The sequence below is a fragment of the Bacillus sp. FSL H8-0534 genome (assembly GCF_038005885.1).
Lineage (GTDB): Bacteria > Bacillota > Bacilli > Bacillales > Bacillaceae_G > Bacillus_A > Bacillus_A pseudomycoides.
Window position 1 is genome coordinate 4,656,099 of the sequence record NZ_JBBOUC010000001.1, and the last position, 12,053, is coordinate 4,668,151.

Sequence of the window (12,053 nt, forward strand, 5' to 3'; positions counted from 1 at the left end):
GTTCTGTAGCAAAAAAACAGGGGATGGGTGCTGTTATATGGGATTATTTGACGACAGTAGACCATAAAAAAATTGCCATTCTCTATTTAATTGCAGGTGGATTGTTTTTTATCATTGGCGGAATAGAGGCATTATTTATCCGTCTTCAATTAGCGATTCCAAACAATGCTTTTCTTGTTGGGGATGCTTATAACCAAGTATTAACGATGCACGGTACAACAATGATTTTCCTCGCAGCTATGCCGCTCGTGTTTGCATTTATGAACGCCGCTGTACCACTTCAAATTGGGGCACGGGATGTGGCGTTTCCATTTTTAAATTCACTTGGATTTTGGTTATTTTTCTTCGGTGGAGTATTTTTAAACTTAAGTTGGTTTTTAGGAGGGGCACCTGATGCAGGGTGGACATCTTATGCATCGTTATCTCTTGCTTCTAAAGGACATGGTGTTGATTTTTATGTACTAGGGTTACAAATATCAGGTATAGGTACACTGATTGGTGGTATTAACTTCCTTGTCACAATTATTAATATGCGTGCACCTGGAATGACATATATGCGTATGCCAATGTTTACATGGACAACATTTGTAACTTCTTCACTTATTTTATTTGCTTTCCCACCATTAACAGTGGGATTGGCACTACTTATGTTAGATCGCTTATTTGGCACAAGTTTCTTTAACCCAGCTTTAGGGGGGAACACGATTATATGGGAACATTTATTCTGGATCTTCGGTCACCCAGAAGTGTATATTCTTATCCTTCCAGCTTTCGGAATATTCTCAGAAATTTTCGCTACATTCTCTAAAAAACGACTATTTGGTTACTCATCTATGGTATTTGCAACGGTGTTAATTGGATTTTTAGGATTTATGGTATGGGCGCATCATATGTTTACAGTTGGTCTTGGACCTGTTGCGAACGCTATTTTCTCAGTTGCAACAATGGCAATTGCAGTTCCGACTGGTATTAAAATATTTAACTGGCTCTTTACAATGTGGGGTGGAAGTATCAGGTTTACAACGCCAATGATGTGGGCTGTTGCTTTTATTCCATCATTTGTAATGGGTGGTGTAACAGGGGTCATGCTTGCCTCGGCTCCAGCTGACTATCAATTCCATGATAACTATTTCGTTGTAGCGCATTTTCACTACGTAATCGTTGGTGGAGTTGTATTTGGACTATTAGCAGGTGCACATTATTATTGGCCACTTATGTTTAACAAAGTATTAAATGAAACCTTGGGGAAAATAACATTTTGGTTGTTCTTTATCGGCTTCCATTTAACATTCTTTATCCAGCATTTCCTTGGTTTAATTGGTATGCCACGTCGCTACTTTACGTATTTACCAGGCCAAGGATTAGAAACGGGGAACTTAATTAGTTCGATTGGTGCTGTATTTATGGGGCTAGGAACGATCGTTCTACTATTTAATGTTGTGAAAACATCGTTGTCTAAAGAGAAAGCTGGCCGCGATCCGTGGGATGCTCGTACATTAGAATGGACAATGCCTGCACCTACACCAGAATACAATTTTAAACAATTACCATTCGTTCGCGGATTAGATCCGTTCTGGATTGAAAAACGTGAAGGGAATAAAGAAATAACACCAGCAGAGCCTGTTAGTGATATTCATATGCCAAACCCTTCATTTTCACCATTTGTTATATCTCTTGGATTATTTATAGCAGCATTTGGTGCGATGTACATGCAAGGTGGGAAAGATAAGTTTTGGTTATTGGTTGCAATTATTGGACTTATCATTACATTTGGTGCAATGTTCTTACGTTCAGTAATTGATGATCATGGTTATCATATTCATAAAGAAGATTTAGATGATAAGGGGGGCACAGCGTAATGCATGTAGAGGAAAAATTAACAAATGAAACGTTTCCAGCAGAGCCTGAAAAAGCAACCCTTGAGGGGAAAAATAAGTTTGTTGGATTTTGGCTATTTCTTGGAGGCGAAACTGTATTGTTCGCTTCCTTATTTGGCACATATTTAGCGTTGAAAAATTCTACAAACGGTGGCCCCACTTCTCAAGAAATGTTTCAAATGCCACTTGTCTTTATTATGACGATGCTTTTGTTAACAAGTAGTTTAACAAGCGTGTATGCGATGTATCATATGAAGAACTTTAACTTTAAGCAAATGCAGCTTTGGTTACTTGTTACAGTACTATTAGGATTAGGGTTTTTAGGGTTTGAGATTTATGAATTTTATCATTATACACACGAATTCAAACATACGATGAGAAGTAGTGCATTTGGTTCAGCGTTTTATGCGCTTGTTGGAACTCATGGATTACACGTATTGTTCGGATTATTATGGATCTTAACATTAGTTTTTCGGAATGCGAAGCGCGGGCTGAATTTATATAATGCTCCAAAGTTTTACGTTGCATCTATTTACTGGCACTTTATTGATGTAGTTTGGGTGTTTATTTTCACTGTAGTATACTTGATGGGAATGGTGGGATAAACAATGGCGATAAAGCAAACAAATACAAGTAACTCAAAAGTAGATCTTGTTTATCGTAGAAAAAAAAGTGCTGAGGAAATGAGACATCAAGTGATTACATTTGGTCTAATGATTTTCTTAACGATTGTAGCTTTTGTGGCAGTCGCTTATCCGAAAACATTTAGTCCTCTTTTCTCTGTACCATTTATTTTACTATTAGCTGTTGTTCAAGTAATATTTCAATTGTATTATTTCATGCATATGAGTCATAAGGGACATGAAGCAGCAACCTTTTTCTTATATTCTGGATTATTGATAGGGTTGTTAACCATTTTAGCTTTTATGACAATTGTTTGGGTTTAAAAAGTAAAGGATAGGGAGCTTGAAGTTATCTTCGCTCCCTTTTTCCTATGAGGGTAAGGAGTTCATATTGAAAGGGTGGGTGTAAAATGGGCAACTTATGGATATTTGGTTTTCAAGCTTTATGGAGCCCGATCTTTTTACTTTTTATGGTGTCTATCCTTATCTGTTACTTTCTTATTATCGGGCCGTATAGAAATCGGTTCGATAATGCAGAAAAGGTAAATAAAAAGCAAATGTTTTATTTTACGACTGGGATTATCCTGTTGTATCTTGTAAAAGGTGGGCCTATTGATTTACTTGGACATATTGTATTTAGTGCACATATGTTTGAAATGGCAGTGATGTACATCGCTGTACCACCATTATTGTTATTAGGGATTCCAGTTTGGTTATACACATATATTACCTCTTTCCGTTTTATCCAAGTGATATTGATTATGTTTACAAAACCGCTTATTGCTCTGTTTGTATTTAATGGATTATTTTCTATTTATCATTTGCCTGTTGTTTTTGATGCTGTAAAGCAAAATCAAGTTGCTCATCCTATTTTTCTTGCTGTTTTATTTTTTACAGCAATGATGATGTGGTGGCCTATGCTAAATCCATTACCGGAGTATCAAACATTAAGTGAAATAAAGAAAATTGGTTACATGTTTGCGAACGGTGTATTATTGACACCAGCTTGTGCGCTAATCATATTTGCTAGTGAATCGTTGTTTGCTACGTATACGGATCCGAGTGCGTGGATGAAAGCGATGGAGCTCTGTGTACCTGCAGGAACATTGAGTGATTTAAATATAACCGGACCAGAATTTTTACATTGGATGCCGATTGTGCAAGATCAACAAACAGGCGGTATCATTATGAAAATTGTCCAGGAAATAGTGTATGGTACAATTATTGGCTATGTGTTTTTTAAATGGGCACGTAAAGAACGTAAAAAAGATGAGGAGCAACTACAGAAAGTGCCTCCTTATTTGCAACCAAAATAAAGAAGGTGTATCACATGGATACACCTTCTTTACTATTCTATAACTGCAAATTCCTTTAGCTTTTTTTCAATATTTTGCAAGAGTTGTTCGCTTTTTTGGATTACGTTTGTAGGGAAAACTTCATTTTCACCATATTCAACGCCATGTGGATAGTAATGTTTTCCTAACAATGGTGGAAGTAATTTAACTTGTGCATGGCGTCCTCCGATTTCCCCTTCTACCGCAAAGCCTTGTATCCGTAAATAATATACATCCTTCAATATTTCAAATTTATAGTCATATGTAACTCGCTCATAGTCCCACTGTCCAGCAAGTACAAAACGTTGATTTTGCATAACTTCCGTGAGCAGTGTAAAATCAATGGTCGCTCCTATAAGTTTTGAATTTGTAAATTGCATGGAATACCTCCTTATCTTTATTTGAAAACCTTTAATTTTATAATAGTATGAATAATAAGAAATCGCAATTCATATTGAGAGAAAAGGGAGAATCACGGCTTTTTTTATTTAAATATGATATAGTGAAAATAGTGCGGTACACACAAAAGAGAAGACAGGCATTTGTGTATATCTCAATTTTATGTTTGACCAGGAGGTATATTGTTTGAAGAAATTATTACGTATCGTAATGATTACGGTTTTTATTTTAGCTATTGATTTATACGGGAAATTACTCGTTTCGCAATATATATTACAGCCATCTCATTCTAAGCAGGAACATAAGATTGTTAAGAAAAAGAAACAGATAAATGAAGGATTTCCAGAGACAATCTCCCAATTAATAGGAGGGGATTCGGAAAGTTTATTAGCAAAATGGGGTGAGCCAGCTCGAATCGAACCTTCTGCGTATGGTTACGAATGGTGGATTTATAATCAAGATTTATCACAATATGTGCAGTTTGGTGTTGCAGAACATAAAATTGTAACAGCTTATGTTGCTGGTAATAAAGTGGATGTAGTTCCATTTCGTATGGATGAAAAATATGAAGATGTCTATAAAAAAAATCCATTCTCACATGAAATTTCTTTGAAAAAAGGAAGAAACAGCTATCAATTTGAATTATCTGATACTGAAATTGCAGAACAACCACTTGTTTCGATAGAAGAAGATGGTTGGGCGCAGTTATACTTTGACCGATTCACACATAAACTTGTCGGAATTCGGTATATGGATGATGAGACATTGCTTCGACAAAGGCCGTATCAGCTTGTTTATTCTGGAGAGTTAGGGGCGGAGCAGCCAATTACTCCAGAGAAAATGACACAAATAGAACATGGAAATATGCAACAAATTCTAGATTTGACGAATATTATTCGTAGTCGTCATCAACTACCGTTACTAACATGGGATCAACAAACAGCTGAAGTGGCTTTTGGGCATAGCAAGGATATGAAAGAGAATAATTATTTTTCGCATGATTCGCCGGAATTTGGGACTTTAGGAGATCGATTACAACGTGGTCAAGTCGCATTTCAACTCGCAGGTGAAAATATAGCAGCACAGCATACTGATGGGATCTCTGCAGTACAAGGTTGGTTGAATAGTGAAGGACATCGGAAAAACTTGCTAAATGAACAATTTACTGGACTAGGTGTTGGAGTCTTCGATAAATTTTATACTCAAAATTTCATTAGAAAATAGGAAAAGGTGCATGAATCGTTAAAAAATAGGCGAACCATGCGCCTTTTTTTTCTTACAATATAGTAGATACATCTGAAGAGGTGAGGATTATGACAAAAACAAAAGGACCGTTACATCCTTCTGTTCAACAGTTTAAAGAGTTTGTAAACCATCACCCTAAAATGGTTCATGAAGTTCGAAATGGTCAAAAAACATGGCAACAATTTTATGAGGAATGGTATTTACTTGGAGAACAAGATGAAATGTGGAAGGTGTATAAAGCAGATGGAGAAACGATTTCTTCTCCAGCTCAAGAAAACAATGATGAAAAAGCCGTCGATTTGATGGGACAAATGCTTTCTTTTTTAAAAAAATTAGATGCAGAGCAAATGCAGCAACATCTAGCTAATGTAACGAGTGCCATTGGGAGTGTACAACAGGTTATTCAGCAATTTCAAGGGAATCGTACACAACCTGAGCAAAGAACTTCTGAAAACAATCCATTTTTCTTTCGAAAAGATTAGGAGGAAAGAGGATGAGGGCAGAGCTTATGGAATTTATAAAAGCTGATGAAGATTTAGGGCGTTATATTCGTGAACAACCCCATTGGTATCGAAAATTATCACGTAATCCGGAGGAAAAGGAGGCATTTGAATTAGCTGCTTTACAGTATTATAAAAAGACAATCCCGGACAAAGTTGCAAAATTTCAAAATCAATTGGCGGTTGCTTCTATTATGATTGACATGTTTCAATATATGAAGCAGCAAAATGCAACGTAATTGGAAGGGAAAACTATGTCCGTCATGCGAAACTTTTGTTACAATAGAAAAGGATTATTGAAAAAAGGAGTTATAGCATGACGGAAATTTGTTTAGTACGACATGGACAAACTGATTGGAATTTTCAAGAGATTATTCAAGGGCGTGAAGACATTCCACTTAATGAAGTTGGGAAAAAGCAAGCAAGTCAAAGTGCAGCTGCGTTGCAATTGGACACATGGGATGTGATTATCAGCAGTCCCTTAATTAGAGCGCAGGAAACAGCTCGGATGATTAGTAACGCTGTTGGAATACATTCTATTCTTCTTGATGAGCGGTTTGTTGAACGGAATTTTGGCGAAGCTTCAGGGAAACCCGTTTCCACAGTTAGAGAGCTGATTGCAGAGGGAAATGTAGAAGGTATGGAGACAGATGGAGAGATTGTAAATCGTTGCTTTTCTGCATTGCAAGATGTTGCACAAGTACATGCAGGTAAGCGCGTTATTATCGTTGCACATTCACATGCGATAAAAGCAATTTTAAATGCAATCTCCCCTGATGAAATTACATTTAAAACTCCATTGAAAAATGCTTGCATTAGTTATGTAAAAGAGGAAAATGGAAGCTGGGACGTGCTACGATATAATATCGCGGAGCATATTTGCGTATAAGAAATTATGACGGATGATGGTTTTCGGTAATCGGACTTTTTACTTTATATTCAGATGGGATATTCAAATTAGTAGTTCGGTTTTAAATGTGTTATGATGGATACTCGGAGGTGTCTCTCATGATTGTAGCGACGCTTGAAAGCGTAATGATATTAGACGAGGCAGAACAGCTTGCAAAAGCGATTGTCTGTTCAGATATAGCAAAGGGTTATCGGGAATGTTATAAGGCGTTACAGGAAGATTTGGAAGCTCAAACATTAATTAGTCAATTTACAGCAATGAAAGAGCGATATGAAGAAGTGCAACGCTTTGGAAAATATCATCCTGATTATACTTTCGTTTCGAAAAATATGCGAGAATTAAAACGTTCTGTAGATTTGCATGAAAAGATAGCTGCTTTTAAAAAAGCAGAAAATGCTTTGCAAAAACTATTAGATGAAGTCAGTGTAGCGATTGGTTCCGAAGTATCATCTGCTATTAAAGTTCCTACTGGAAATCCGTTTTTTGATGCAGGTGGATGCGGAGGCGGTTGTGGCTCTGGTGGAAGTTGTGGTTGTAAAAAAACGGGGTGATGTGCCCCGTTTTTTAGAATATGGAAGAAAACGTATACAGAATTCGTTTAACAATGTACTATAATTTCACAAATTTCTGATTGATGTTTATAAGATACAAGAATATGAGTATATAAAAGGAGAAGATGGAGAAGATTATGTTCGGGCAACGACAAAGTATGATTGTTTATTTACATTCATTGAAACATGCCAAGATTTTAAGGAAATATGGTAATATTCATTACATATCAAAGCGTTTGAAATATGCAGTTGTATATTGTGATATGGAACAAATAGAGCATATGATACAAAAGCTAAATAAACTTCCTTTTGTGAAAAAAATTGAGCAGTCATATCGCCCATTTCTTAAAACGGAATTTGAAAATTCACGTCCGGATCGCGCGAAAGAATACGACTATAGTTAAAGAGAAAGACCCCCACTATTTTGGTGGGGGTCTTCTCGGTTTTTTCTTTTTAAAGAAAACGTCTCTTTTCTGCAGAACGTATGTTTGTTTTGGTGCATAATGATCTTATCAAATAAAATGAGGTGAGAACAGGTGAAGAAAGCATATTTTTCGAAACGGATCTATAAGGTAGATTTACCGCATGAAATGGTAGATGCATTGGCAGAGACAATCGAAACATGTAATCAGGCGAAGCGCTTTGCGTTTCAAATGATTGTTCGGGAAAAACGTTGGAACCGTAAGATATATACAGATAGTCTTCATCTCGTTCTCAAGCGGAAATTCGGCATCTTTATTCATTAATCCGCGGCTTTTACGATTGGTCGCCGAGGGTTAGGGTATAAAGAAAAAGTAGCTGGGGTGCTTCAGCCTTATATTCCAAAGAAAGATGCACACCACTGGAGCCATTGGCATCAATTAAACAATCGATTGGATATTGGCACGCATCATTTCTATCAGCTATACGATGTAGATCAACCGAAAGAAGTCTTACAAATCGAACGGTTACACTTGTTTGAAAATGAAAAGAAAAAACTAGCAAAATGATTTGCATGATAAAAAAGAGCAATTTGTCCTAGATTTTTACGCTTATTACCAGAGCAGATAACAAGTCTAGGAACTGGATGCATGACAAAGTGTTCTATCCTCGATATAAGAATAAAGTAGTTGTACCTATTTTGTTTGCCTTTCGTCGGAAGATAGAATGGGTCGTCTTACATTGCATACAGACACTACCGAACTCTATATTGTTGTATCCTCTTTGTTGAACGAGAGGAACTGTTTTTGTGAGGACAGAGACAGGAGAATCCCCCACCTTAAGCTCTTGTAGAGGTAGGTGAGGGTAGTTCAATTTAATAAAAATACAATGAGTATAAATTGCTATTGCATTGGAGGAATGAAATGATTCATTCGTAAAATGCCGATAAGGTGATTAAAATATAATTCTTTTTCTGGGAAAATTGTAGAAGGTTTTACAGTAAAAGAAGTAACGTTTTTTTCGATTTGTTCCGCTGTTTCCTCGAATAAAACGATTCGTTTACTTTTTGTACCTTCAAGTATAGGAATCCCTTCGCGGCATATATATAGCGGTTGGAAATCCCCAACCGTTGTAGGTTTAAGAACAACAACAAGTGAGCATACTTTTTTATCATTTTTTAAGGTTTCAAATTGTAACATATGTGATACACGATCTTTATTTGTCTTTGCAATCTCAAGTAATTCATATAAATCGGAGTAGCCTTCTCCTAGTTCAATAAAACGTTGAATCATATTATTTCCTCCTCTTTCTTTTACTGTATCACTTCGTTTTTAAAATGAAAAGCAGACAAAGAAAAAAAACCCTGCAAAGCAGGGCCCTTCTTACACTAGTATGTACTAGTAAGAAGGCAAAGGGAGAGGAGAAACCGGAGGAAGAACTTATGGGGAAACGTAAGTCTTCTCCGCGGTTGGCAACAACATCGAAGGTGATGTTGTTATATTTATTTATGTCCAATCTAAATGAAGATATACATAATGAATTTAAAATTTATCGTAGGCTTTTTATTTTTCTTTTTTTTATTTTATGATAGGATAAAAAAGATAAAGTGAAACTTGCGTTAGTAGAGAGGGATCTGACTCGCCAATAGCGAGATGAATATACATATGGGATACTGAAAAGTTATCATGTAATGATGACTTTTTTAACGAAATAAATTAGTTTTTCTTTTAATAGATAGCGGATTCGTTTATCCTTTAATGGAAAAACACCCAAAAAACAGTGAGGTTTGATAGCGGTTAACCAAACGAATATGCGTTTGTAATAATCGCTCGATAGATTGAAATAAAGGTAGTGACAGCAAATGAGAGTAGTTTCTGGAAAATGTAAAGGGCATCCGCTTAAGGCTGTGCCAGGTAATACAACGCGACCGACAACAGATAAGGTAAAAGAAGCCATCTTTAATATGATTGGTCCTTATTTCGAAGGAGGAATTGCCCTCGATTTGTTTGGAGGTAGCGGAGGGCTTGGGATTGAAGCGCTTAGCAGAGGGGTTGACAAAGCCATTTTTGTTGATCGGGATAATAAAGCGGTGAAGGTTATTCATCAAAATTTAGAAAGCTGTAGAGTACATGACCAAGCTGAAGTGTATAGAAATGATGCAGAGCGCGCTTTGAAGGCGTTAATTAAACGTGAACTATCATTTGATCTCATACTGCTAGATCCACCATACAAAGATCAAAAAATCATTTCATTAATTAGTGTTATGGACCAACACGGATTATTGAACGAAGATGGATTGATTATGGCAGAACATGGGGATGATGTAGTCTTACCGGAAGCAATAGGGGGACTTGTAAAGGTAAGAGCAGAAAATTATGGTATGACAGCGATTTCCATTTATAAGCATGAAGGTGAGGGGACCGAATGACAAGCATAGCAATTTCTTCAGGGAGTTTTGATCCGATAACTCTTGGGCATTTGGATATTATTAAAAGAGGCGCAAAGGTGTTTGACGAAGTATATGTTGTCGTTTTAAACAATTCTTCCAAGAAACCGTTCTTTTCAGTAGAAGAGCGCCTAGAGCTAATTCGAGAAGCAACAAAAGATATTCCAAACGTAAAAGTTGATTCGCATAGCGGACTGTTAGTTGAATATGCAAAAATGCGTAATGCAAACGCAATTTTACGTGGTTTACGTGCAGTTTCTGATTTTGAATATGAGATGCAAATTACATCGATGAATCGTAAGTTAGACGAAAATATTGAAACCTTTTTTATTATGACAAATAATCAATATTCATTTTTAAGTTCGAGCATTGTGAAGGAAGTGGCTCGTTATGGTGGAAATGTAGCTGGTCTTGTTCCTTCTGTTGTAGAGCACGCTTTAAAAGAAAAGTTTCAAACCCCGTTAAGATGAACGGGGTTTTTCTTTGTTTATTATGCGTAAGAATAATAAAATAACATATAGATATAAACAAAATAGTGTAAAAGTAGGACCGTAGCGAAGCAATATTTCCCAAGTCTTTGCAAGAATAGAAGCATGGTTTGATAAAAAAACAGGGATATCTTGTTGATTTGGTGAAAAAGAATGTAATTTTTCATAAAGTGGTACCCAAAATATAAAAGTGTAAATTGGGGCGAGAATACTTTGGATAATTCTTGCAAAGAAATAGGGTTTAAAGCGAATATCAGTTTCGGCTAAAATACTCGCTACCTGAGCTTGGATAGAAAGGCCGCTAAATGCGAGGATAAAGCTCGTTACCATTGCTTGTTCAAGAATTGTAGTCTGATTGGTTTGGCTGATCATTTGGCTACCTAGTGTCATTTCAAAAAGTCCTGATAGGATGGGAATGCTAAAGTGTGGTGACAGTTGGAAGAATTTTAAAATATGTTGCATAATAAAAGCTAGTGCTGCCGTGAGTTGGAAGACAGTAATCATTTTATTTAAAACGGAGAATAAAATAATAAATCCACCAATCATGAGTAAAGTTTGAATAGAGGAGATAATGGCATCACCAAGTAGTTTTCCAATTGGTCTGTTCTCTTGTAAACGCGTCTCGTGGAGAATTGAAAAAGCGTGTTGTAAGGGACGTTTTTGAATGGATTGTTTTTCTTGTATGTAAGTATTGTTGTTTCCATAAAAACGCATAAGTAATCCGACAGTAAGGTTGCTAACATAATGTGCAGCAGCTAGTATGAAACCTAATTTAGGATTGTTAAAAAAGCCAATAGAAACAGCTCCAAAAATAAATAATGGATTTGAAGAGTTGGTAAATGATACGAGTCGTTCCGCTTCTATTTGCGTTAGCTGATTACTTTTCCGGAGTCTTGCACTTAATTTGGCGCCCGCAGGGAAGCCGGAGGCCATTCCCATTGCCCAAACAAATCCGCCAATACCAGGCACACGAAAGAGCGGGCGCATAAGCGGTTCTAATATAATACCGATAAACTTTACAACACCTATACTAATTAAAAGCTCCGCAACGATAAAAAAAGGTAGTAGTGAAGGAAAGACAACTTCCCACCATATATTTAATCCGCGAATAGAAGATTGCAAAGCGGCTTGGGGGTGAAGTACGAGAGAAAATGTTAGAAATATCATCGTTATGGTGAGAAAAGCTGTTTTCCATTTTTCATACATTTTAACGTAGCCCCCTTTGTCCCAAAAAACGTTCATTTCAGTATACGTGGATAC

The 12,053-nt window shown here is 36.5% G+C and carries 16 protein-coding genes and 1 pseudogene; 14 read left to right on the plus strand and 3 right to left on the minus strand.

Going from position 1 to position 12,053, the window contains the following annotated elements; all coding sequences use genetic code 11:
• The first annotated feature begins 23 nt into the window (after positions 1-23).
• The 4 genes from ctaD to ctaG all read left to right on the plus strand — a co-directional run bounded on the left by ctaD (position 24) and on the right by ctaG (position 3,816).
• Positions 24-1,859, plus strand: coding sequence for a cytochrome c oxidase subunit I (gene ctaD, locus MHH71_RS23855; protein WP_170957067.1), 1,836 nt, complete (start codon positions 24-26; stop codon positions 1,857-1,859).
• Positions 1,859-2,482 (plus strand): cytochrome c oxidase subunit III, encoded by a 624-nt coding sequence (ctaE, locus tag MHH71_RS23860; protein ID WP_003199716.1) that lies wholly within the window; start codon positions 1,859-1,861, stop codon positions 2,480-2,482. Before ctaD ends, ctaE begins: the two co-directional genes overlap by 1 nt.
• Positions 2,483-2,485: 3 nt before the next feature.
• Entirely contained in the window at positions 2,486-2,824 is a 339-nt protein-coding gene (ctaF, locus tag MHH71_RS23865) for a cytochrome c oxidase subunit IVB (RefSeq protein WP_003199718.1), read from the plus strand.
• Between the two features lie 86 nt (positions 2,825-2,910).
• Complete coding sequence (gene ctaG, locus MHH71_RS23870; protein ID WP_006095795.1) at positions 2,911-3,816, plus strand: cytochrome c oxidase assembly factor CtaG; 906 nt, start codon at positions 2,911-2,913, stop codon at positions 3,814-3,816.
• 32 nt (positions 3,817-3,848) lie between these two features.
• Here ctaG and MHH71_RS23875 read toward each other — a convergent pair whose 3' ends face one another.
• Positions 3,849-4,214, minus strand: coding sequence for a YugN family protein (locus MHH71_RS23875; RefSeq protein WP_003199722.1), 366 nt, complete (start codon positions 4,212-4,214; stop codon positions 3,849-3,851).
• 205 nt (positions 4,215-4,419) lie between these two features.
• Between MHH71_RS23875 and MHH71_RS23880 the strand changes: the two genes are divergently transcribed.
• The 8 genes and pseudogenes from MHH71_RS23880 to MHH71_RS23915 form a co-directional block, all read left to right on the plus strand.
• On the plus strand, positions 4,420-5,457 hold the full coding sequence (locus MHH71_RS23880; protein ID WP_033799074.1) for a CAP domain-containing protein: 1,038 nt from the start codon (positions 4,420-4,422) through the stop codon (positions 5,455-5,457).
• 89 nt (positions 5,458-5,546) lie between these two features.
• The gene (locus MHH71_RS23885) at positions 5,547-5,960 is read left to right on the plus strand and encodes a YlbD family protein (protein WP_006095793.1); all 414 of its coding nucleotides are present in this window, start codon (positions 5,547-5,549) and stop codon (positions 5,958-5,960) included.
• Positions 5,961-5,971: 11 nt separating this feature from the next.
• The gene (locus MHH71_RS23890) at positions 5,972-6,217 is read left to right on the plus strand and encodes a YlbE-like family protein (RefSeq protein ID WP_006095792.1); all 246 of its coding nucleotides are present in this window, start codon (positions 5,972-5,974) and stop codon (positions 6,215-6,217) included.
• A gap of 77 nt (positions 6,218-6,294) precedes the next feature.
• A complete protein-coding gene (locus MHH71_RS23895) occupies positions 6,295-6,867 on the plus strand; it encodes a histidine phosphatase family protein (RefSeq protein ID WP_006095791.1) in 573 nt (190 codons plus the stop codon).
• A gap of 119 nt (positions 6,868-6,986) precedes the next feature.
• Positions 6,987-7,439 carry a YlbF family regulator gene (locus MHH71_RS23900; protein ID WP_003199733.1) on the plus strand — a complete coding sequence of 151 codons (453 nt, stop codon included), beginning with the start codon at positions 6,987-6,989 and terminating at the stop codon, positions 7,437-7,439.
• 137 nt (positions 7,440-7,576) lie between these two features.
• A complete protein-coding gene (locus MHH71_RS23905) occupies positions 7,577-7,843 on the plus strand; it encodes a YlbG family protein (RefSeq protein ID WP_016116052.1) in 267 nt (88 codons plus the stop codon).
• 132 nt (positions 7,844-7,975) lie between these two features.
• Complete coding sequence (locus MHH71_RS23910; protein ID WP_006095790.1) at positions 7,976-8,185, plus strand: hypothetical protein; 210 nt, start codon at positions 7,976-7,978, stop codon at positions 8,183-8,185.
• A pseudogene (locus tag MHH71_RS23915) lies at positions 8,159-8,428 on the plus strand (transposase); the annotation flags it as partial. The gene MHH71_RS23910 and the pseudogene MHH71_RS23915, both read left to right, overlap by 27 nt.
• A 333-nt stretch (positions 8,429-8,761) precedes the next feature.
• On the opposite strand, the gene MHH71_RS23920 reads toward MHH71_RS23915, so the two are convergent.
• The gene (locus MHH71_RS23920) at positions 8,762-9,151 is read right to left on the minus strand and encodes a DUF7147 family protein (protein ID WP_003199736.1); all 390 of its coding nucleotides are present in this window, start codon (positions 9,149-9,151) and stop codon (positions 8,762-8,764) included.
• 569 nt (positions 9,152-9,720) lie between these two features.
• Between MHH71_RS23920 and rsmD the strand changes: the two genes are divergently transcribed.
• Positions 9,721-10,287 carry a 16S rRNA (guanine(966)-N(2))-methyltransferase RsmD gene (gene rsmD / locus MHH71_RS23925; protein WP_003199738.1) on the plus strand — a complete coding sequence of 189 codons (567 nt, stop codon included), beginning with the start codon at positions 9,721-9,723 and terminating at the stop codon, positions 10,285-10,287.
• Entirely contained in the window at positions 10,284-10,775 is a 492-nt protein-coding gene (coaD, locus tag MHH71_RS23930) for a pantetheine-phosphate adenylyltransferase (RefSeq protein ID WP_018764765.1), read from the plus strand. Before rsmD ends, coaD begins: the two co-directional genes overlap by 4 nt.
• On the opposite strand, the gene ylbJ is transcribed toward coaD, so the two are convergent.
• Positions 10,767-11,999: a sporulation integral membrane protein YlbJ gene (ylbJ, locus tag MHH71_RS23935; protein WP_006095788.1), complete on the minus strand. Its 1,233-nt coding sequence runs from the start codon at positions 11,997-11,999 to the stop codon at positions 10,767-10,769. The genes coaD and ylbJ overlap by 9 nt on opposite strands.
• Positions 12,000-12,053 lie beyond the last annotated feature (54 nt).

Bases quoted from the DNA above. Each gene is read 5' to 3' on its own strand.
- MHH71_RS23885 (WP_006095793.1), top strand. From the start codon at position 5,547: ATGACAAAAACAAAAGGACCGTTACATCCTTCTGTTCAACAGTTTAAA.
- ctaG (WP_006095795.1), top strand. From the start codon at position 2,911: ATGGGCAACTTATGGATATTTGGTTTTCAAGCTTTATGGAGCCCGATC.
- ctaD (WP_170957067.1), top strand. From the start codon at position 24: ATGGGTGCTGTTATATGGGATTATTTGACGACAGTAGACCATAAAAAA.
- ctaF (WP_003199718.1), top strand. From the start codon at position 2,486: ATGGCGATAAAGCAAACAAATACAAGTAACTCAAAAGTAGATCTTGTT.
- rsmD (WP_003199738.1), top strand. From the start codon at position 9,721: ATGAGAGTAGTTTCTGGAAAATGTAAAGGGCATCCGCTTAAGGCTGTG.
- MHH71_RS23920 (WP_003199736.1), bottom strand. From the start codon at position 9,151: ATGATTCAACGTTTTATTGAACTAGGAGAAGGCTACTCCGATTTATAT.
- ctaE (WP_003199716.1), top strand. From the start codon at position 1,859: ATGCATGTAGAGGAAAAATTAACAAATGAAACGTTTCCAGCAGAGCCT.
- MHH71_RS23900 (WP_003199733.1), top strand. From the start codon at position 6,987: ATGATTGTAGCGACGCTTGAAAGCGTAATGATATTAGACGAGGCAGAA.
- MHH71_RS23875 (WP_003199722.1), bottom strand. From the start codon at position 4,214: ATGCAATTTACAAATTCAAAACTTATAGGAGCGACCATTGATTTTACA.
- ylbJ (WP_006095788.1), bottom strand. From the start codon at position 11,999: ATGTATGAAAAATGGAAAACAGCTTTTCTCACCATAACGATGATATTT.
- MHH71_RS23905 (WP_016116052.1), top strand. From the start codon at position 7,577: ATGTTCGGGCAACGACAAAGTATGATTGTTTATTTACATTCATTGAAA.
- MHH71_RS23895 (WP_006095791.1), top strand. From the start codon at position 6,295: ATGACGGAAATTTGTTTAGTACGACATGGACAAACTGATTGGAATTTT.
- coaD (WP_018764765.1), top strand. From the start codon at position 10,284: ATGACAAGCATAGCAATTTCTTCAGGGAGTTTTGATCCGATAACTCTT.
- MHH71_RS23890 (WP_006095792.1), top strand. From the start codon at position 5,972: ATGAGGGCAGAGCTTATGGAATTTATAAAAGCTGATGAAGATTTAGGG.